The sequence below is a fragment of the Leptospira sp. GIMC2001 genome, assembly GCF_028462125.1.
In the GTDB taxonomy this organism is placed as follows: Bacteria; Spirochaetota; Leptospiria; order Leptospirales; family Leptospiraceae.
Genome location: NZ_CP115468.1, coordinates 101,334 through 121,852 on the forward strand (window position 1 = coordinate 101,334; position 20,519 = coordinate 121,852).

Annotated in this window: 22 protein-coding genes; 8 read left to right on the forward strand and 14 right to left on the reverse strand. The window is 34.6% G+C overall.

Annotated features, from left to right (window positions below; all coding sequences use genetic code 11):
* Positions 1-67: 67 nt before the first annotated feature.
* From O4O04_RS02000 to O4O04_RS02010, 3 genes are all read right to left on the reverse strand, one after another.
* Complete coding sequence (locus O4O04_RS02000; RefSeq protein ID WP_272536156.1) at positions 68-805, reverse strand: AraC family transcriptional regulator; 738 nt, start codon at positions 803-805, stop codon at positions 68-70.
* Positions 806-1,046: 241 nt separating this feature from the next.
* The gene (locus O4O04_RS02005) at positions 1,047-2,135 is read right to left on the reverse strand and encodes an MBL fold metallo-hydrolase (protein WP_272533806.1); all 1,089 of its coding nucleotides are present in this window, start codon (positions 2,133-2,135) and stop codon (positions 1,047-1,049) included.
* Between the two features lie 2 nt (positions 2,136-2,137).
* Positions 2,138-2,467 carry a winged helix-turn-helix transcriptional regulator gene (locus O4O04_RS02010; RefSeq protein ID WP_272533807.1) on the reverse strand — a complete coding sequence of 110 codons (330 nt, stop codon included), beginning with the start codon at positions 2,465-2,467 and terminating at the stop codon, positions 2,138-2,140.
* A gap of 159 nt (positions 2,468-2,626) precedes the next feature.
* On the opposite strand from O4O04_RS02010, the gene O4O04_RS02015 reads away from it, so the two are divergent.
* Positions 2,627-3,421 carry an SDR family NAD(P)-dependent oxidoreductase gene (locus O4O04_RS02015; RefSeq protein ID WP_272533808.1) on the forward strand — a complete coding sequence of 265 codons (795 nt, stop codon included), beginning with the start codon at positions 2,627-2,629 and terminating at the stop codon, positions 3,419-3,421.
* A gap of 70 nt (positions 3,422-3,491) precedes the next feature.
* Here O4O04_RS02015 and O4O04_RS02020 read toward each other — a convergent pair whose 3' ends face one another.
* Positions 3,492-4,106 carry a PilZ domain-containing protein gene (locus O4O04_RS02020; RefSeq protein WP_272533809.1) on the reverse strand — a complete coding sequence of 205 codons (615 nt, stop codon included), beginning with the start codon at positions 4,104-4,106 and terminating at the stop codon, positions 3,492-3,494.
* A gap of 152 nt (positions 4,107-4,258) precedes the next feature.
* Between O4O04_RS02020 and O4O04_RS02025 the strand changes: the two genes are divergently transcribed.
* Positions 4,259-5,029, forward strand: a complete 771-nt coding sequence (locus O4O04_RS02025; RefSeq protein ID WP_272533810.1) for a type 1 glutamine amidotransferase domain-containing protein — start codon at positions 4,259-4,261, stop codon at positions 5,027-5,029.
* On the opposite strand, the gene O4O04_RS02030 is transcribed toward O4O04_RS02025, so the two are convergent.
* From O4O04_RS02030 to leuC, 3 genes are read right to left on the reverse strand one after another with little or no spacing between them, the layout of a single operon-like run.
* Complete coding sequence (locus O4O04_RS02030; RefSeq protein WP_272533812.1) at positions 5,012-5,890, reverse strand: alpha/beta hydrolase family protein; 879 nt, start codon at positions 5,888-5,890, stop codon at positions 5,012-5,014. The genes O4O04_RS02025 and O4O04_RS02030 overlap by 18 nt on opposite strands.
* A gap of 10 nt (positions 5,891-5,900) precedes the next feature.
* Positions 5,901-6,500 (reverse strand): 3-isopropylmalate dehydratase small subunit, encoded by a 600-nt coding sequence (gene leuD, locus O4O04_RS02035; protein ID WP_272533813.1) that lies wholly within the window; start codon positions 6,498-6,500, stop codon positions 5,901-5,903.
* Positions 6,501-6,546: 46 nt separating this feature from the next.
* Positions 6,547-7,965, reverse strand: coding sequence for a 3-isopropylmalate dehydratase large subunit (gene leuC / locus O4O04_RS02040; RefSeq protein WP_272533815.1), 1,419 nt, complete (start codon positions 7,963-7,965; stop codon positions 6,547-6,549).
* Between the two features lie 102 nt (positions 7,966-8,067).
* Between leuC and O4O04_RS02045 the strand changes: the two genes are divergently transcribed.
* The gene (locus tag O4O04_RS02045) at positions 8,068-8,955 is read left to right on the forward strand and encodes a LysR family transcriptional regulator (RefSeq protein WP_272533816.1); all 888 of its coding nucleotides are present in this window, start codon (positions 8,068-8,070) and stop codon (positions 8,953-8,955) included.
* Between the two features lie 19 nt (positions 8,956-8,974).
* On the opposite strand, the gene O4O04_RS02050 is transcribed toward O4O04_RS02045, so the two are convergent.
* From O4O04_RS02050 to O4O04_RS02060, 3 genes are all read right to left on the reverse strand, one after another.
* Positions 8,975-9,604, reverse strand: a complete 630-nt coding sequence (locus O4O04_RS02050) for an alpha-ketoglutarate-dependent dioxygenase AlkB family protein (RefSeq protein ID WP_272533817.1) — start codon at positions 9,602-9,604, stop codon at positions 8,975-8,977.
* A 116-nt stretch (positions 9,605-9,720) separates the two neighbouring features.
* The gene (locus O4O04_RS02055; protein ID WP_272533818.1) at positions 9,721-10,182 is read right to left on the reverse strand and encodes a peptidylprolyl isomerase; all 462 of its coding nucleotides are present in this window, start codon (positions 10,180-10,182) and stop codon (positions 9,721-9,723) included.
* 55 nt (positions 10,183-10,237) lie between these two features.
* Complete coding sequence (locus O4O04_RS02060) at positions 10,238-11,338, reverse strand: sensor histidine kinase (RefSeq protein WP_272533819.1); 1,101 nt, start codon at positions 11,336-11,338, stop codon at positions 10,238-10,240.
* A gap of 393 nt (positions 11,339-11,731) precedes the next feature.
* Between O4O04_RS02060 and O4O04_RS02065 the strand changes: the two genes are divergently transcribed.
* From O4O04_RS02065 to O4O04_RS02080, 4 genes are all read left to right on the forward strand, one after another.
* Positions 11,732-12,370: a response regulator gene (locus O4O04_RS02065; protein ID WP_272533821.1), complete on the forward strand. Its 639-nt coding sequence runs from the start codon at positions 11,732-11,734 to the stop codon at positions 12,368-12,370.
* Positions 12,371-12,549: 179 nt separating this feature from the next.
* Positions 12,550-13,911, forward strand: coding sequence for a DUF5683 domain-containing protein (locus O4O04_RS02070; protein WP_272533822.1), 1,362 nt, complete (start codon positions 12,550-12,552; stop codon positions 13,909-13,911).
* A 10-nt stretch (positions 13,912-13,921) separates the two neighbouring features.
* A complete protein-coding gene (locus O4O04_RS02075; protein WP_272533823.1) occupies positions 13,922-15,166 on the forward strand; it encodes a hypothetical protein in 1,245 nt (414 codons plus the stop codon).
* Between the two features lie 54 nt (positions 15,167-15,220).
* Positions 15,221-16,357 carry a FecR family protein gene (locus O4O04_RS02080; protein ID WP_272533825.1) on the forward strand — a complete coding sequence of 379 codons (1,137 nt, stop codon included), beginning with the start codon at positions 15,221-15,223 and terminating at the stop codon, positions 16,355-16,357.
* On the opposite strand, the gene O4O04_RS02085 is transcribed toward O4O04_RS02080, so the two are convergent.
* Together O4O04_RS02085 and O4O04_RS02090 are read right to left on the reverse strand one after the other, a co-directional pair.
* Positions 16,299-17,183, reverse strand: a complete 885-nt coding sequence (locus O4O04_RS02085) for an RNA polymerase sigma factor (RefSeq protein WP_272533826.1) — start codon at positions 17,181-17,183, stop codon at positions 16,299-16,301. The two genes, O4O04_RS02080 and O4O04_RS02085, sit on opposite strands and share 59 nt — an antisense overlap.
* Before the next feature lie 26 nt (positions 17,184-17,209).
* Positions 17,210-17,806 (reverse strand): hypothetical protein, encoded by a 597-nt coding sequence (locus O4O04_RS02090; protein ID WP_272533827.1) that lies wholly within the window; start codon positions 17,804-17,806, stop codon positions 17,210-17,212.
* Between the two features lie 157 nt (positions 17,807-17,963).
* On the opposite strand from O4O04_RS02090, the gene O4O04_RS02095 reads away from it, so the two are divergent.
* Entirely contained in the window at positions 17,964-18,464 is a 501-nt protein-coding gene (locus O4O04_RS02095) for a DUF3592 domain-containing protein (protein ID WP_272533828.1), read from the forward strand.
* Between the two features lie 97 nt (positions 18,465-18,561).
* Here O4O04_RS02095 and O4O04_RS02100 read toward each other — a convergent pair whose 3' ends face one another.
* Positions 18,562-19,425 (reverse strand): SDR family NAD(P)-dependent oxidoreductase, encoded by an 864-nt coding sequence (locus O4O04_RS02100; protein ID WP_272533829.1) that lies wholly within the window; start codon positions 19,423-19,425, stop codon positions 18,562-18,564.
* A 30-nt stretch (positions 19,426-19,455) separates the two neighbouring features.
* Positions 19,456-20,478 (reverse strand): NADP-dependent oxidoreductase, encoded by a 1,023-nt coding sequence (locus O4O04_RS02105; protein ID WP_272533831.1) that lies wholly within the window; start codon positions 20,476-20,478, stop codon positions 19,456-19,458.
* Positions 20,479-20,519 lie beyond the last annotated feature (41 nt).

The following is a 20,519-nucleotide window of genomic DNA, read 5'->3' on the forward strand; positions in this document are numbered from 1 at the left end:
TCCTGATGCAATTGTAATGGATATTAAATATGTTTGATTGAATGATTCCGGTATAATTCAAAAAAAATTAATTCGGTTCACAAAAAAATACATCCATAGAACGCAAATGTCCAAAAAATAATGATGGCACAAATCCAAAATTTTCTTTAAATGTGCGAGTGAAATGTGCTGAGTCAGAAAAGCCTGCCGCGTGTGCAGCTTCAGTGAGATTCATTCCGTCCTTTAGAAGTTTTGCTGCCTCTAGAATTCTAACCCATAGGAGATAGCGTCTAAGTGGAATGCCTTTTTTCTCTTTGAAAAGTCGAATCAGTCTATCCTCGGATACCGCAAAATCTTTTCCTATCTCTGTCATTCTAATACTATCTGGAATTTCTGTTCTAATTTTATGAGCAATTCTTTCAATTCGATCGTCTGCAGTTATTTCGAATTTTTGGAAGGGTCGTACGGATTGTAACAAATCCAAATGCAAATTCCAAACCTCTTCTTCTTTCAAAATACCGTTAAACATATCCCAAATTTTTGGGATATGAAGTTCAAATTGAGCTATGTCTAATTTTTTGATTTTACCTTTTTCAGCAATATCGGATATCTCTTTGTATTCATAAGTCTCAGGATCAATGAGTAATGCAAGCATAGTCACACCTGGAGATACTGTTCGATGATAAGTATTTGGCGTAAGTAAAGCGGCTCTATATTCTTCTTCACCCTCTTTCGTTTCAATTAGTATATTACGATCTAAGGAAATAGCTAGAGTTGCTGCATAATGTTCATGGAAGTCGGTTTGCATTTGGTTTGTAACAAACATTACACGGCTATTCCATAAATAGAGTTTTCCCTTGGGAGAGAGAGGATGTTCATTCTCAATACCGAAAGCCATAGTTTGATACAAATTACAACTTAAATATATCCGTCAATAGTAATGTTATTGAATTTTTTAAATAAAGAAAGGCTTGAAAGAAAATTTGGTGAAACTGCACTCGATGAATTTACAAAAAACTATTTTCAACTATAAAATACATTAATAGAGAATTTATCTTGGGGAAATTTCAGTTCCCTAGTTCCGATAGATTTCCTTTCCAAGAACCGCCAATTTTTTGAATCAGAAATCTTTTTTCAGATAAATTAAATTTTTTAATCGAAATTCTTAAAACTTCTAAAGGTTTCTTTTGGTCTTCTGCCGTTAGATTGAAAGTCGCAAAGTGAATAGGCAACATGTAATTTGAATGAAGATCTTTAAAAGCTAAGATTGCATCATTGGGTGAAGTATGAAATTTTCTCATCTCTTTTGCGGGTTCGTACGCGCCAATTGGCAGAATCGCAAAATGTATCTTGCCTAATTTGTTATAGATTTCTGAAAAATGATTAGAATATGCGGTGTCCCCAGCAAAGAATACACGAAATTTATTGTATTCTAATACAAAGCTACCCCAAAGTCTCTTATTTCTGTCAAATAGTCCGCGTCCAGAATTATGTTGTGCAGGTGTTAGATGAATAACTAAACCATCTCTTGTATGAATATTATTCCACCAATCTAATTCAATAATATTGGATATTCTATTATCGTTCAATAATTTAGCCATTCCAAGAGGAACAATGAATCTTGGATCAAATTTCTTTTGCAATCTAAGCAGTGTAGGAATGTCGGTATGATCAAAATGGTCATGGCTCAGTAAAACATAATCGATATTGGGCAATTTTTGAAATTCAATTCCTGGAACTTGCGCTCGTGTGGGTCCAAATGTAGAAAGAGGTCCGACTGTGTTCGACCAAACGGGATCTGTTAGAAAAGTTTTACCACCCAATTGAATTAAAGTGGTTGCATGCCCGACCCAATGCACTGCTATTTTGTCAATTGGAAGCTGTTGATGTTCTGTGGAATGAATTCCCAATTTATTATCATCTAATGTTTCGATTTTGTTTTCATCCAAATCCGAAAAAATCCAATCATTGCTTCTACCAAAAAGGATATGCCTCGCAACAAAGTAAAAACTTGGAGGATCAACAGGTTTTGGATTGTGAAAAGTAGAACCATCGAAATGGTCGCTTCTCGGAAAATTTGTTGAACTACAGCCAACGAAATTGTAAATGAAAATGATTATTATTAAATAAAAGGTATTTTGTGATATTATTTTCATATTCAACTTTTTGTATGTTTGTTGCCCCAGTCTCGCATACCGCCAATGATAACTCCTAAATCCTTGCCTCTTTCAGTTAATCGATAGTCATTTCTTGGCGGATGTTGGGAATACAATTGAGATTCAATGATCTCATATTCTTGCAATTTCTTCAACCGATTCGATAGGATATTAGGAGAGATTCCTACTAGAGACTCTATAAAATCTTGAAATCTTCTTGGACCCTGCAAGAGTAAATCTCTTAATATTAGGGAAGTCCATTTGTCTCCAACAATCTCAACAGTTCGAGAAACTGGGCAAGTATGTCCTGGAATGGAAATAAATTTTTTCATTTTGTTGTTGCAATAAATTCTATAGTTACTATCGATGTAATAGCGACTATAGAAAGAATATAGTCTACTCTAGATTTTCAACTGAAATTTGCAAGTAACTATGTTATTTTTTATTTTGAAATTCTAAATTTAGCATAAATCAAAGGGATATAATATATTATGAGAGAATCAAAAAGTAAGTTGTATAATAAATATGGAACCTGGGCTGTCATAACGGGAGCTTCTGACGGAATTGGTAAAGCATTCGCCGAGGAACTTGCTTCTCATGGTTTTAATTTAGTACTAGTTGCTAGAAGAAAGGAAATATTGGAAGATCTTTCTAAAGTTCTAATTAGTAAATATGGAATCAAAACTTTGGTTCTTAGCAAAGATTTGGGTGATTTACAATCCTCTTATGAATTACTAAACGAAACGGCTGACTTAGATGTAGGACTTTATGTAGGTTCAGCAGGCTTTGGAACAACAGGAAACCTTATTACAAATGATATTAGATCAGAGCTAGATATGCTGAATGTAAATTGCAATTCACTATTGATCACAACTCATGGTTATGCGAAAAGTTTTGCCGATAAAAAGAAAGGCGGTATAATTCTCCTTAGTTCATTGTTAGCTTTCCAAGGTGTTCCACTTACAGCTAATTATGCTGCAACAAAAGCTTATGTACAAACTTTAGCAGAGGGAATAAGAAAGGAATTAAAACCCTACGGAGTCGATGTTATAGCCTCAGCTCCGGGACCCGTAAAGACAGGATTCGCAAGCCGAGCTAAAATGACTATGACTATGTATGATAATCCTCACGATGTTGCTAAGAATTCTCTAAAAGCACTAGGGAAGAAAACAACAGTTCGACCTGGATTTATATCTAGACTGCTTGCTTTGTTGATGTCAACAGTCCCGAGATCTGGAAGGACATTTATATTGTCGCAAGTCATGAAAGATATGACTAAGATTTGATTGTTAGAATAATAGAATATTTTTACAAAAAGTATTAATTTAAAATTTAGATAATTCAAATAATCGAAATTTATTCAATTTCTGTTTTGGGTAGATTTTCTTTAATAAATTTATCTACTTTCTTCATCGCGTCAATGGATAAGGTTGTGAATTTGACTCCTGAAGTATAATAGTATTCATCATTCGGATCCTGTTTGGTCCACATCACGAGGCCTTGGCAAATAAATCGTAGTGTTCCACCAGGCACATAAACATTCAAGCTAAGCAAAGTATTCTTGCTGAGTTGCTTCTGTGTAGACATCTTAATACCAACAGTACTGATGTCGGTTATCACTCCATCGAATCTACCACCTTCTGTCCACAGAGTATAATTAAATTTAATTGCAGTTCTTAATCGAGTGGTTTTGCGAATCTGGCTCTTGTGAATGACTTTAGGCTTCGCAATTCGTACAAAATGTCCATCTCTACCTGACAATAGACTTGATTCAAATTGAAAATTGTAATTGGACATAGTGAATTCTACTGAAATTGCATTTTGAACATTATCAGCAAAAAATGTATCGTCCATTCGTATTTTCATCGCATCGCTTTCCATGGCTTCAAATAGACCTTGGTATTTTACACCTTCTTCGTTATTTTCGATCGGACTTATTTGGATGGGAAGATTTTGCTGAAAAACGGACATTTCATTTACCCTCTTATAGACAAATGCAAATCATATAAACTCTCATGGATTTAGCCAAGTAAATAAATGTTTATTATGTTAAATATTTTAATAAAAAATAATGAAGTAGCCTCGAAGAAGGTTGGTAATTCCATGTATCTATGAGTCAAACAATGATCAAGTTTTTGTTAATATTTGGAATATTAGGTGCGGTCTGGGATTGCAAAAAATCATTAGTTACTGAGGATTATATGAACAGCAAAAAAATATTATTTGTAATAACAAGTCATGGAACCAAAGGAAAAACAGGTAAACCTACAGGCTACTTTCTATCTGAAGTCACACATCCTTGGAAAGTTTTCGTCGATCACGGTTATGAGATCGACTTTGTATCGCCAAAAGGTGGAAAATCTCCAGTTGATGGATTTGATCTAGAAGATCCAATCAACAAAGAATTTCATGAAAATAAAATATATAGAAATAAAATTGAGAATAGTTTTAAACCAACTGACATTGATACGAGTCAATACCAAGGAATTTTCTTTGCTGGTGGACATGGTACTATGTGGGATCTACCAGAAAATACTGAATTGCAAGATATAACCAAGAAATTGTATGAATCTGGTAGAATCGTTGGTGCGGTCTGTCATGGACCTTCTGCTTTAGTTAATGTTAAACTTTCAAATGGAGAGTATTTAGTAAAAGATAAAAAAGTAAACGGTTTTACTAATGAGGAAGAGTCTGCCGTTGAATTAACGGATGTAGTACCATTTCTATTGGAAGATAAGTTAAAATCTCGTGGAGGCATTTATATTAAAGGTAAAAATTGGGAGAACTTTGCAGTATCAGACCAGAGATTGGTAACGGGTCAGAATCCTCAGTCTGCCACTAAGGTAGCTGAACTTATGATTGAAGATTTGAAAAAATTATTGAGTACGAAATGATTTTAAAATCTGTTCAATTAAAATTTCAGACACAATTTTGTTCCCTGAATTATGAGTGCAAAAGTCATGAAGATCACCTTTTAATAAACTTGAAGAAATATTAGGATTCAAATTCTGAATTTCTTTTAGATGAGAGATTGGAGCCCAAATGTCTTGATCATTATAAATAAGATGAATTTTTCTTGGATTCGTGTTAAAGAAATTTTTATCTAAATCTTGATCAAGAACTTTGAATTCAGATCTCGCTAAATGAATTACGCTTCTGGGAATATGAGAACATCGAAGAAAATATTCTTGTGTTATTTTTTGAGAATCTTGATTCATAGAATTCCATAGCCCCTTTAATAATTTATTCGTAAACGAATAGGGAAGTATCCTAATCACTTTATATAGAGTTAGTGCAATAAAGGAATATAAATCGTATTTAAGTAAATATTTAAAAATTCTTTGAATTTTTGAATTCGGATCCAATTTTAAAAAAGGAAAAATTAAGAATATTTTTTTGATTGGTAACTGAGGGTTTCTAATTGCGATTTCTTTAGCGATCCATCCTCCAATGCTATGTCCAATTAATATGATCTGAAATTTTTCCTTTTTCTCGCTCTTAGATTTAGATTTTTTAATCGAAGTATTTTTAGTATGTAAATTGAGTATCGCTTCAATCTGATCAATTTTATCTTCTGTTTCTTCAATTAGATTGTACAATCTGTCCGGTTTATCTTTTCGGAATCCATAATAGGGAAGAATATGGATTGAAGTATAGCGACCCAATCCACTTTCCAACAAGTTCTTTAAATTGTTATAATAGTCTGCAATTCCAGGGTTTCCTGGAATGATGAAAATAAATTTATGAATAATCATTGATAAAATATTAAATTACCCATGAGAGCTGCGATTCATATTCATCGATAAGCTTCTCCCATTTCATAGTCATTCCTATGTCGTCCCAACCATTTATTATTCGCTCTCTGATTGAATCTGGCATATCAAAAGAAATATTCTTTTGATTTACACTGATAATTTGATTTTCCAAGTCAATCTTAAATTCAACTTTACTTGCGTCATGTGAAAATTGAATCAATTCAGCGATTACATTAGTAGGCAAAGCAATCAAGGCGATCCCATTCTTCGCTGCGTTTGTATAAAAAATATCTGCAAAGCTTGGTGCCAAAATTACACGGATTCCATAATCAGCCAGTGCCCACGGAGCATGTTCTCGACTGGATCCACATCCGAAATTTTCACCTGCCAACAAAATGCTTGCGTCGGAAAAATTTTTATCGTTCAAAATAAAATCTGGATTTGGTATCAACCCTTCTTCATCCAAATATCTCCAATTGAAGAATAATAATTTACCAAAATTATTTTTATCAATTTTTTTCATAAACTGCTTAGGCAAAATTTGATCGGTATCAATATCTTTGCGATTTAATGGGACTGCATTTCCTGTGTGAGTTTTCCAAGCTTTCATCTTATATCCTTAATACTAAATTTTAAAATTGTGAATTGGCATTAATTCAAACTACAGATTCCGATTCATTCAATGAATCCATATCACCTAGTTTGCCAAGTATTGCTGAAATTGTTGCAACTAGTGGACTAACCAAATGAGTTCTTCCATTTCGTCCTTGTCGATTCTCAAAATTGCGATTAGATGTTGAAGCACATCTATCTCCTTCTTCAAGCTGATCATCGTTCATTCCAAGGCACATGGAACAACCTGGATGCCTCCACTCAAATCCAGCATCAACGAACAATTTGTCCAAACCTTCCGCTTCAGCTTGCCTGCGAACACTACTTGATCCAGGAACAATGATTGCCTTAACATGTGGTGACACTTTACGACCTTTTGCAATCGATGCGACAACTCTTAGATCCTCTATTCGTGAATTCGTACAAGATCCTATGAAAACTTTGTTGATTTCATAATCCTTTAGATAACTCCCAGGACTTAAATCCATATAATTCAACGCGGAACGAGCGTGCATTCTCTGCTCTATATTCTCAAAAGAATCTGGATTGGGTATAGATTGTCGCAAGTTTATCACCTGAGATGGGTTAGTTCCCCAAGTAACCATTGATTTGCATTTGGATATATCAATTTTTAATATCTTATCATACTGAGCATTTGGATCAGAAATTAATTTTTTCCATTCTTCCAATTTTTTATTCCATTTATCTTCTGTTGGTGCGTTCCTTCTACCGAATAAATACTGAAAAGTTTTGTCATCTGGTGCTATTAATCCAGCTCTAGCTCCCGCTTCAACACTCAAGTTACAGATAGTCATTCTGGATTCCATTGACATTTCTCTGATTACAGATCCTGTATATTCGATCACATATCCTTGACCGCCAGCAGTTCCAATTTCTCCAATCATATATAAAGCTATATCCTTAGAGGAAATATATTGCGATACAGTGCCTTCTAGAACCACTAACATATTTTTGGATTTTTGCATTCGAATTGTTTGCGTGGCAAATACATGTTCTATGTCACTCGTTCCAATTCCGAATGCTAGTGCACCGAAAGCACCATGTGTAGATGTATGAGAATCCCCACAGACAATTACATTCCCAGGCTGAGTCAATCCAAGTTCTGGACCAACCACATGAACAATTCCTTGGTCTGGATGATCGATTTCAAGCAAAGGTATTTGGAATTCTTTCGCATTCTTTTTGAGTAGATTCATTTGAGCAAAAGATGTGGGTTCAGCAACATTTATATCTCTTGATTGAGTTGATACATTATGGTCCATAATAGAAAAAGTTCTATCTCTCCTTCGTATTTTTCTATTTTTATTTCTAATCCCTTCAAAAGCTTGAGGCGAGGTTACTTCATGAACAAGATGTAAATCTACATAAAGAATATCCTCTTCTCCATCTGATGTTATTCGTTTTAAATCCCAGATTTTATCGTATAAAGTTTTTGGTTTCATAGCTCTTCTTATCCTTATGAAGATAATCCTATACTATTTCTTAATATAATGCAAATAAATTGGTTTTATAATTCCTATAACGAAAAATTATAGTAGAAGTTTATGGAATTCAGACAAATTCGAATGTTTATGGAAATTGCCGAAGCTGGAACTTTTCTCAAAGCTTCTGAAAGAATGGGTCTAACTCAGCCTGCACTTTCGCGACAGATATTTCTTTTAGAAAAAGAGTTAGCTTGTAAGCTTATTAACCGCGGATCTAAATCAATCACTCTTACTTCTGAAGGTGAGAAGTTTTTAGAATATTCATATAAGCTTCGAATTCTATGGAACGAAATGAATGAGTCTATGAAAACTGGTGATTCACTCATTAATGGCAAATATTCTATTTCAGCAGGTGGGACTGTTGTTGCTTGGATCATGCCTTCAGTGCTCAAGGTTTTGAAAAGGAAATATCCTAATATTCAAATTTCCCTACGAGAAGGCGATTTAGTCGATACAAAGGAATCTCTATTGTCAGGCTTAGTAGATATTGGAATACTAACAGAGCCAGTTGAAATCGCAGGATTAATAAAGCATCCTTTCTTTCAGGATAAGATTATTCCCATCGCTCCGATAAATCATAAAATATTACAAAAAAAGAAAATAAACATAAACGATCTCCTGCAAGAAGATCTTATATTTTACCATCCGTCTTCCGCAATGCAACGATTGATTGATAGGAAATGGAAATCATTATTCAAGAATAAAACTCCAAAGTTGAGTATGGAATTGCGGAGTGTAGAATCAGTTATCAAATCCGTTGAGGCAGGTTTAGGAATTGGTTTTGTTTCAGAATATTCATTGAATTCTAGAATAGTTGCAATACCGATTCCTGAATTGTATATCGAGAGGAAGTTCTCCATATGTACGAGGCAAAACAATAGAAAAGCATTGAATCTACTTATTCAAGAAATTGTAGAGATTTCGAAAACTCTATACTCTAAGAAATAATAAAAGATAAAATCACAATTTATTTATTACTTAAGTGTCCAATAAACTTTCGAAAGGTCAAATTGATTCTAGGCTGCGTGACTTTTTTTGATTTCGGAAGACTATGTTGCCAATTCTTTTGGCATTCACCTTCCATAGTCATCAAGCTTCCATTCTCTAGCACGATTGAAATTTTGTTTTTATTATGAATATTCCGAAAGTCAAATCTTCTTTCGGCTCCAAAACTCACAGAAGCAATACAACCGAATTGTTCAAGGCTAGTTTCATCATCGCTATGCCATGACATTCCTTCATTGCCATCATGATAAAAATTTAGAAGGCAGGAATTGAATTTTCTATTTAGTTGTTTTTCGATTTTTGATTTAATTAGGATTAATGGTTCTGTCCAAGGATTTGCAAATTTAGTTGTGTGAGAGTAAGTATAAGAAAAGGGAGCACTTCCATACCACGCTACCTTTCTTTTAGTTATTATTTTTTTACCAAAAATTATTAGTTCATCGTGTTTCCAATCCATGTTATCAGTTAAATCATATAAGTATTTTTTCGATTCTTCATTTGTAAAAATTTTGCCATAATAGAATGCTGCGCCATCATTTGTCAGTAAATTCGCAGAATGTGGTTGAGTTAATTGGGGAAAAAGTGAGGTCATTCTCGAATGTGTAATTTAGAAAATATTCGATTGAAAAATTTGTCTTGCTACTCCAATCCTTAGTAAAGATAGCATTGTGAGTAGCTCTTTTGAAAAAATCTTAATAAAATAGAATATTAACTTTCTACTATCTCTATTGATTCCATTACGACCTTCTCAACGGGTGCATCTTGGAATCCTGTTTTCACATTAGAGATTTTTAATACTAAATCTGTTCCTTCTGTAACTTTGCCAAAAACCGCATGACGATTGTTAAGAAAATTATTATCATTTACATTTATAAAAAACTGGGATCCACCAGTATTTGGTCCAGCATTAGCCATAGACAATGTGTAGGTAAGATTTTTTAGATCAGGATGAAATTCGTCTTGAATCTTATATCCCGGTCCACCAGTTCCTGTTCCTTGTGGACATCCACCTTGAATCATGAACTTCGGAATGATTCGGTGAAATGTTAGTCCGTTATAAAATCCCTCGCTTGCAAGTTTTTTGAAATTGCCCGCTGTAATTGGTGCCTTCTCCATATCTAGCTCGGCTGTAAAAGTTCCATGATTTGTTTTGAAAATTGCTTTTGTCATTTCTAATCCTCTATTCCAAAAAAGTATAAAGAGGACTGCGGACAAGTTAAAAATCTTAGCAATTGATGGTTGACTCAATCTTCGGCGAATCAGAATTCTCCTGTAAAGAAAAAGGGATCACAATTGTTGCATTGAACTGCCCGTCGATATTTATGGAATGATCGTACGTGCCATTCAAAATATTTATCCTTTGAAGAATATTTTGTGTGCCCATTCCTTCAAATTCTTGCTTCTGAATAAAATTAGATAGACTAATATGCAAATTCCAATCCACAGAATCGAATCTCCATTTCGCCTCTCTAATTCCATACTGCAAATCGTTATTGATTAGTTCTGAAATAAAGAAATAGATGTTTCGAACATAAAGGGGGCTGGGTTTAAATGATTTCAGATCTTCAGTAAATTTATCGCTAAAAATTAAATTTAATTTTTTATTAGCATTTTGGTAGCGAGAATTAATTAGAAATTGCAGACCAAGAAATAAATTATCCGATATCAAATCAATTTCTTCTATGGTACGCATTCTGTTACGTATTGAGTATCTCACTTGAAGTAATTTATCTTGAATGGAAATAATTTGTTTATCATCAAATTTCTGAATCTCTATCAATTCTCCGAGAGATAAATAACATTCAAGGATTTTTCCACCTAAATGGTCATGGATATCCATAAAAATATTTTCGCGTTCTTGAAGGGCTGCAACATTTCTTTCCATCGCAACAACGCGAACCTGATTTACTTTGGTTAGATGATTATTCTTTAAATTGGTATATCTAACACGGAACCAATAGATATTGAGCAAGAAGGAAAGCAAAGCAGTAGAGAAAATGTATAAGTAACAAGAAATTATTTCTATATTCTGATCATGTTCGAATAGTTCCCCAATGAAGAACAGTGTTCTTGCATAGTAGTAAGTCAGATACGAGATTAGAAAAATCAAATAGTCCCGAGGTCTTCCTAGAAAAAAGAAGGCACAGAATATCAAGAAAATTACCGTAGCAAACCATGTACTTATCTCCCAAAAAGGGACACTTCCATTTATTTGAATCTCAGACTCCAAGATTAGAATTGCAAAAGTTATAAAATTCAAAATCCCAATCTTTTTAGAAGTTAATCTATCTCGAGTTATCGGTATAACAACACTACAAAGAACCATTACGGATATTCTAATTCTGAAAGTTATATATTGAATATGCTCCTCCAAATATATATCTAGGAGTGCGAAAATTCCATAAATTACCAGACCTCCAATTCCAAAAACGGCATAACTGGTTCGAGATTCTCTCAATATTCTGAAATATATTCCCAGTTTTAATCTTTTTCTAGTGAAAATGGATCTAAGATAATTCAATATAATGAACCATGCTATAATTTATTTTTATGAATATCATAAATAGTATAAAATTAGAATAAATATCTGAAATTTAACTACCTGTTTATTCTGATAGTATTTGACAATCAAGCGAAAAAAATTATTGCCTATCACAAAAAATAAATTTCTATCAATCATTAAAGCATTCTAAGATTATAAAATACAGTAATTTCAATTATGAGCAAACAGAAGTATACAGCCGCAATTATTGATGATAATTCTCAATATAGAGAATTTATTAAAAAAGTTTTAGTACAAGATCCCATTTTCGAAAAAATCGAAGAATATAAAAGTGGCGAAGAATTTCTTAGCCTAAACCGAGATATACTACCTGATCTTATCTTTTTGGATATACATTTACCGCACCTATCTGGCATTGATTTGCTTCGTATCATAAGAAAGAGAAGTCAGGATGCTAAAGTTATTATGATTACTAATTCTGATTCTGAGGAAACAATTTTCCAATGTATTAAGCAAGGTGCACTGGGCTATATTTACAAAATGGATGTAAAAAGTATTAAGGAAGTCTATGATATTATACTTAAGGGTGGAGCAGTATTTTCGCCAACAATTGCTCTAAGAATCGCAAATCAGATCCATCAGAAAGAAAAGATTTCCCAGGATGATATTCTTACTGATAGGGAACGACAAATTCTTCAATTGATAATCGCTTGCAAAAAGGATAATGATATAGCAGATTTATTAAAAATTTCGCATAGCACGGTGAGATTCCATGTTAAGAACATCTGCCAAAAATTTGAAGCCAAGAATAAAATGGAATTAACGAAGATTGTTCGGGATACCGGTTGGTTTTGACACTCTATGATTGCTGCTATTCTAGTTAAAGTTCTTAAATTATAATACATTAATGCATTATTGAAATATTAAGATATTAAATATCATTTTATTAACCTACCTATCATAATAGATAGTATTCGCAACATTTATCATAAAAAATATTGATTAAAATAATTAGCCATAATCCTTAAGCTATTATGATCGAAATCAAGCTGCGAAATAAAAAATTTACATATTTAATCTTAGTATTTTTTTATTTTTATAATCCAATACTAGCTGATGATATTTTCCTTAAATCAGGCAAGACGTTAACGAATGTAAAAACAAAGATTACAACGGATGCGATTGAAGTTCGTTCTGAAGATGGTAAAGTTATTAAATTTTCTAAAAAAGAAGTTAAGAGCTTAAAAGTTAGATCTGTCGTTTGGAAGCCACCCAAGATTCAAAAAACGGAAGAAGAAAAGATCCTAGAACAGCAAGAAGAGGAAAGTCGTGTAGCTGAGGCATCGATCAAAGGTGATGAATTTATTCCAAGAGATCCCGATGATGAGATCAACCCATGGTCCAATTTTGCCCTTGGTTTGATTCCAGGATATAGTGGAATGTATCGGACCAATGATACATGGACAGCTATTAGTTTTTCAGTATTGGAAACTTTTGCTCTATTCTATACTTATGATGTCTGGCAAGCGAAACAAACTACCCTAGGATTTGGTGATCCAACTACGGGTGGTTTAATATTGGCAGGCTCATTGATACCGGCGGCGCCTGGCGGTTCCAATAGTTATATTAGTGTGTTTGGTTTTTACACTGAATCAGCTAGTACTGGTTATTCGGGAGCCCTATCTGGTTTTGATTATGTTAAACCAGGTCAGCCTGCAACTACATCGCAGAGATATTCAACAATGAAAAGTACATCAATTGGTATACTCGGTATGATTCTATTTGTCGATGGCGTGATGTCATTTTTTGCAGCAGATTCATGGAACGAAGGAACTTATGGTGGGGAAAAGTCGGAGGATTTTATTCGACCAACAACACCAATGTCGCGGACACTTCGTTCAGCATTTCTGCCAGGTTGGGGACAAGTTTATGGTGGGGATAAATGGAAAGGATATTCCTGGATGGTTGGTGGAATTGCTTTGATCGGAAATGTTGGGAGAGCGGAAGCTGCAGTAAGTGCAGCGAAAAGAGAATATAGGGACTCCCCTGGCGCATTAGGCGGAATCATTGGTCCTGTGTTTTTACCGAATCGAGGAATAAATTCTACCCAACCTGAAAGACTTAGCTCGTATTTTTTGTTATCTTACTTATTGAGTGAACCAAGTTATCAAAAGTTGGAATCTGCTGTTGCAGATCGGAACAATGCTTGGACTTTCTATGGAGCTTATTGGTTGATCAATTTGGTTGATGCCTATTTCTTTAGCGGTCAAAATTTGGAAAATAAATCTGGAAAGGTTAGTTTTTTTCCAAGCTTTCAATACCAGCCAGTTATATCGGGTGGCAATCAAGTTAGATGGGAATCGCTACTGGAAATGACAGTGGTATATCATTACTAGGAGTATAACAATGAAAAAGATTCAGCTAAACAATTTTCTAAAATATATGATTCTAACAATAAAAATATTATATTTAACTATTTTACTGGTTTCTTGTAGAAATGTGGAACTAGAAGAGCCATCAGGTGGTGATCCTATCCGGGGAAATGGGTTGATACTAAATTATCTATTCAGTAACATTCAGCCTAGTGCTGGTTCGAGCAACAACAATAGCCGCTACAATTTTATAAAATCTGGGAATGTTGTATATGGATATGGAGATGCAGGAACTAAGGCATCTATCGTAGCTATCACTTCGCCAGAATCAGTGAATCGAGCTAGTTTTGATATTCCCAATTGTACTTCCTCTAGCTCTTCTACAAATTCCGTATATTGCATTATTCTAACATTGTCTGTCTCAGGCGATCAAGCAAAGGCAATAGCTGCAAAGATCGTAGCGAACAGGCAATCTGGATCCGGTGAAGTTACTAGTGAGGCTTCACTGTATATAGGTATAGGATCGGCTACCAATTTATCTGGGATGGTTTTTACTTCGATTGATAATGGATCGATCGGACTTACAGATCTTTCGAGACTTACGATATTCAATCCGCTCGATTCCGCAACGGATGGAACAAATTTTGTATTTCGATTTCCAGATGGAAATAATAGTCGCTATTGTGGAACAAACAATAACGGATCTAGCTGGACTTGTGAGACTGTTATATCGGGAGGTCAAGAATTTGTTAGAAATTTTGGTGGAACCATGGCTATTGGAGCTCGTCGTCGATGGAATGGAACTGCTTTTATAAATACAACGGCAACAAATACTTTTAGATTTGGTACGGAAATTGGAAGTCGAACCTATTTTCCAAGTAACACTCCTCAATTTACTGATACTGCTGCCGCTTCATGGACGAATCCTATCACACTGAGCACGGGAAATTTTTCGACAACACCAAGTGGAACTGTCAATGATTTCTTTGAATTGAATGCGAATTTGCATTTAGTTTTTAGTCAGGATTCTGGAACCGGCTCTGCATTTGCTAGAACCTATTCGATTCATAGAACAACTGACAATGGTTTGAACTATAATCTTATTCAAACGCTAGATTCAAACAGTCCGATTCTAAATATTTCTAGACCAAACACTATAAAATTTATAGGGCTTGGTTCAATAATTTATGCAAATGTAGAAGGTCAGAATGAAAGAAATTTCTTTACGACCAAATTAGTATATACAAGTGATTTCAGCAACTGGGTGGAGCTTCAATAATAACAAATATAAATTATTGAATTTTCAAAATATTTTAATTAGAGGATAGAATTGATGAATGGAAAAATTTCCGGAAATTATACCAAAGCTTTAATGCTTATGGTTTTTACACTCGTATGCATGGCAATATTTTCTTGCAAAGAAGATCCCAAGCCTGATATAGCTGACTCACCAAAAATCTCAACTAACACAGCAGTTGTAATTTTTACGGTCGGAGATGTAAGTATCGAGGGTGTGAAGCTTAAACAAGGTGACATCTTGCAACCTGGAATAAAGGTTACAACAGGCAAGAAATCTTCTTGCGAACTACAAGTTAGAGAGCACGAATCTGAAATTGTAATTCAATTAAAACAAAATTCAGAATTTATCCTGGAAGATAAAACTGGACCAGGTGAAGTTAAATCAAGTGTAACTTTGGGAAATGCATTGTTCAAAGTAAACAAGCCTCTCAAGAAAGGAGAAAGTATTCAAGTTGTAGCACCGACCTTTGTCGCTGGTGTTCGCGGCACAGAATTTTCTTTAGACGTTGCTAAGAACGGAGATTCTAAAGTTAGTGTTGTGAGCGGAAAGGTTTCTGCAATTCATCGGATTGCGGAACTAGATGATTTACCAACGGATATAATTGAGAAATCGCAATTTCTTCAGAATTCGGTTTATAAATTGGAAGAAAATGAAACCATTATTGAACCGGGAGAAAAAGTCTTAATAACTAAGAAGGAATCTGATAAAATACTGAACGATTCTCGAATTAAAGAAGCAATCAAAATTGCAAAATCCAGTTCAACTGATGAAAGTGGAACAGCAATTGCGCTAAAGATTGATGATAATTTTAGGAAGACTGTAAATGTTAATAAGGAAGCCATCATTCCGGCACCAGTTGTGCAAAAAATGGAAGCAAAAGATTTACAAAAACAGATTAAAGAATTTGAAAATCTAATTGCATTAGAGCAAATCAAGTTACAAGATTCAATTTCGACAAATGCTGAGTTGAAGAAGATAAATGAAGAACGAAAAGAAATAATGATTCAAAAGATTGAAGAAATTACAGGTAAGGCTTCAGAAACTTTGATACTAACAAGTGGAACTAAAGTGAAAGGAGTGATTTTTCAAGAGGGTGATACCTATATAGTTCTTACACCTGAAGGACGTAAAGAATTTCAAGAATCGGAAGTAGAAGGAACAGAATTTTAACTTCACCCATAGCCATTCTATTGCACTTCAACAGGATGGCTTGCAATTCATTCCCCTTAGTTCTCAATGGATCAATTGCTTTTATTAGTTTAGTCCGTAGTTTATACAATTGTTCCTTTTTCAAGCGACTGGATTTGTCAACTAGTTCTAGTTTGACGATTGACTCTTGCTGATCTTGTTTTGGATTGAACCAACCATTTAGTTCTGAACATTGATGACATACTCCATTTTTATTAACAAGCGAGCATCGATTATCAAATATATCTGTCATCGTTTTTCTAGAATCTTGAAGTAAATATTTTATTGATCCTTCAGATTTATTCAAAACAGAACATATATCATGTATAGCAAAATCATAAACATCCTTGAGAAGGATCACAATTTGTTTTTCAATAATAAGATTCTTAGATATGCATGTAAAACATGTATCAATATGTTCTTTTATTTCATAAGATGCTGAGATAGAAGAATTGTGAACCTTGACGATAGAATCATAGACAGCTTTGTTGCTTAGAACAATATTCTTCGCTTTTTCACTTACATCTGCTGTCCATTGTTTTCTTCTTTTAAGTTCGTTATAAACTAAATTCGTAGCGATTTGGAAAACCCAAGTTTTTAAAGATGACTCTCCCCGAAAGGTAGAGAGCTTTTCAAATGCTTTAATAAATGTCTCATGAGTGTAATCTTCCGCATCATTCCTATCTGTTGTAAGGCGATATAAAAAAGATTTCAGCTGACCTTGGAATTCTGAGAATAGTTCCTGGAATGCATTTATATCACCTTGAGTTGCTTTCAGAAGTGTTTCTTCTCTACGATTTGTTTCCATACTCTCCTCGAATTCCATATTAAAAATTATTTGTCAACTTTAGAAACGGGTGGAGTCAATCTTATCGGTCTCTTCTCTGAACTACACATATCGTTGTCCAAAGGTCTCTCTCCAAAATGGATATCACCCTTTTCATTCATCATGACAATATCATGATCTTCGTTACATATAGAAACGGATTTCCAGCCAGAGCATCCTGTTTCTGATATATCTTTCTCTTGACCTAGAACTAAATTACAATCAGAAAATCTGAAAGCATTTAGCAAATCTTTGTTATCGGTATGCACGGTTAGAAATTTCTTGTCTTCATAAAAAATTGCATCCATCGCCGTAGGAATTATTTTGGATTCACCGAGCATTTTATAATTTCCGAAAGTTCTAAATGAAAAAACTTTCAGATTACCCATAGGATCAAGACTCAATGTAAAATCCAAAGTCCATTTATCCTTTTCGAAAGTAAAAGTTCTTTTGCCAAAAGCTTTTCCATATGGATAAGGTTCAACATCCGTATAGGTTCCACTCAATTTATTCAATGGATTTTTGGTTCCAGTACAATGAAGAATTCCGAAACCGATCATCAGGATCAGATGTAAAGTTACGATTGTTGATTTTGTTTGTTTCATGTTTTGCACCTCTTTTCTTGCAAGAAATTCCGACAAATGACGAAACAAAAACGGATGATGATTTGGAAAAATTGGGATAGAAATAGCAAATTTTTTGCAAAAAGTGAAGAATCGCAATTTTTGAGGACAATATTGCAAATTTCTTGCCAGTTAGATTATGGGTTTGTGTTTTTCTGTTGGAAATTTTGAGAATCATGCATCCAATTCAGGCATGAACGCCTATCGAAATGCCTCCTATGCTGGGTTTGTTTTGTATTTTATCGGAATTGTGTTATTCATCTATGGGTTTGCGAACTTATCGATTGAATTGGATCTAGATGAGAAAGGGCTCAAAGCAACCGGAGAAGTATATGATCTAGAGGTAACGGAACCTTATCGGCAGGCTTGGGTTGTTTTCCAGACTCAAGACGGTAAGACGGTTCGATTCATGGACAAATTGTTCTGGAACCAAGATTTCGAAAAATATACGGTGGGGCAAAAAGTAGAAGTTCTCTACGATCCTGCAAATCCGAACCAAACAGCCGTGATCGATGATTTCTTCCAGAGAACGACGGCGCCATGGTGGCCCGTGATCGTTGGTTCCATTATAATTCTAGTTGGTTATGTAATGAGAAAGGTAATGCTTAGAAAGGCTGCAGCTTTTGATCGATCTCGATAAGAAAGAAACTTCTTATTTAAATGCTCCAAAGCTGCAATATTTTTTAGTTTTCAAATTTTGATAGATGTCATATTCGTAATTTATAATTCTTAGATATTTAAACCTTAAAATTACGCACATCTCCTGGATCCATAGAAACTTTGGGACCTTCCGATTCTCTCAATTGAGAAAGACGAAATCCTTCGGTTGCAGTAACTTTGAAAAGTTTCTCCGGATCACTCGCTCTCAAATTTTGAGCTGCGAGCTCCACTCCATCAGAAACATTGATTTCACGGCGTTTGTTTCTTAGCCCATCCATAATAAGATCAATGGCATGATCTAGTTCCATACCATTTTCAATATTCGTATCGCTTTTACCGCGCGAAGAACCATCTCCAGCAAACGAGTTGATAGCAATATTGGTTCTTACGGAACCAGGTAATATTGTGCTTACATGAATATTAAAGAATTCTTCTAGTTCAGCACGAATGCAATCAAAGTAACCGATGATCGCATGCTTTGCTCCAGAGTAGCCGCTTCTCAGAGGTGGACCAACTTTTCCTGCAACGGAGCTTACGACCGCTAGATGTCCTTTTTTTCTAGCAGTCATTTTTGGCAGTATCAATTGCGTTAATGCGACTGGAGCCAGGTAATCAATTTCGATCAATTGACGATAGACTTCAAATTTTGTATCTAAAGCAAAGCTTCTCTGACTCACTCCAGCATTATTTATAAGCATATCAACACCGCTGCGCCAGTTCCAGGCTGTTTCGACTTTATCCGGAAGACTATCGAAATCGGTAGTATCAAACGGTAACACCAATGAATGTTCTTTCGAAATTTCTGAAACGTCTGTTAGTTGATTGACTTTGCGGCCAGAAAGAATGACATAGGCACCCTCTCTTAAAAATCGGATCGCAAGAGCTTTTCCAATTCCAGAAGAAGCACCTGTAATCCATATTGTTTGATCTTTAAAACTCATTCCAATTCCTCTTGATAAATTTTCGTTCAATTAAAAAATCTTAACCAATTGCTTACCAAGATTTTTACCATTCATCATTCTGATAAATGCTTCTGGAGCATTTTCAATACCTTCTAAAATATCTTCACGGTATTTGATCTTTCCTGATTTAAGTAGCTTGGCGAAAATCATAGTGCATTTCATGAACTGTGGAGCGTAATCCAATGCTAAGTAGCCCATTTTTTTGATTCTTTTTACTAACAAAGCATTATGATCACGAGGACCTACATCTAAACTTGTATCGCTAAGATGCGCAATACTTGTTCGTCCACACACAATGATTCTTGAGTGATCGTTCAGAATTTTCAAAACTTCATCACTCAAATCGCCACCGACATTATCAAAATAAACATCGGCTCCATTTGGACAGGCTGCCTTGAGTGCGGATGACAGATTGTCTTTGTCTTTATAGTTTACGGCTGCATCAAATCCATACTCATTTAGTAATATATTGCATTTCTCTTCCGAACTGGTGATACCAACTGCGCGGCATCCAGATAATTTTGCTAGTTGACCCACTATGGATCCAACCGATCCAGCAGCAGTACTAATTATTACTGTTTCACCTATCATAGGTTTGCCGAGATCATATAAGCCAAAATAAGCAGTAAATCCAGATACTCCGAGTACACCTAACCAAGCAGAAAGTGGAGCCAAATCTTTTGGAACCTTTTGCATTTGTTCATTTTTGGATCCCGATCCTATTGCATATTGTTGCCAACCATAGTATCCAAAGAGCAGTGTGCCAATAGGGTATTCTGAGTTTTTAGATTCCAGAACTTCCGATATCGTATAACCTGGAATCATTCCATCAATTGGTACAGTTTCTGTATAATTTTTTTCATCACGAATGCGTCCGACTAAAAATGGATCAATCGATAGCCAAAGATTTTTGGTTAAAAATTGTCCCTTGTCGATCTCAGGTAACTCTTCGGTTTTTAAATAAAAATTTGATTCATTAGCGAGTCCTACTGCCCTTGATTTTAAACAGATCTTCTTATTTGTAATTCCCATTTCTTTTATGTCCTTCCTTAATTTTATTAATTATTTTCTAA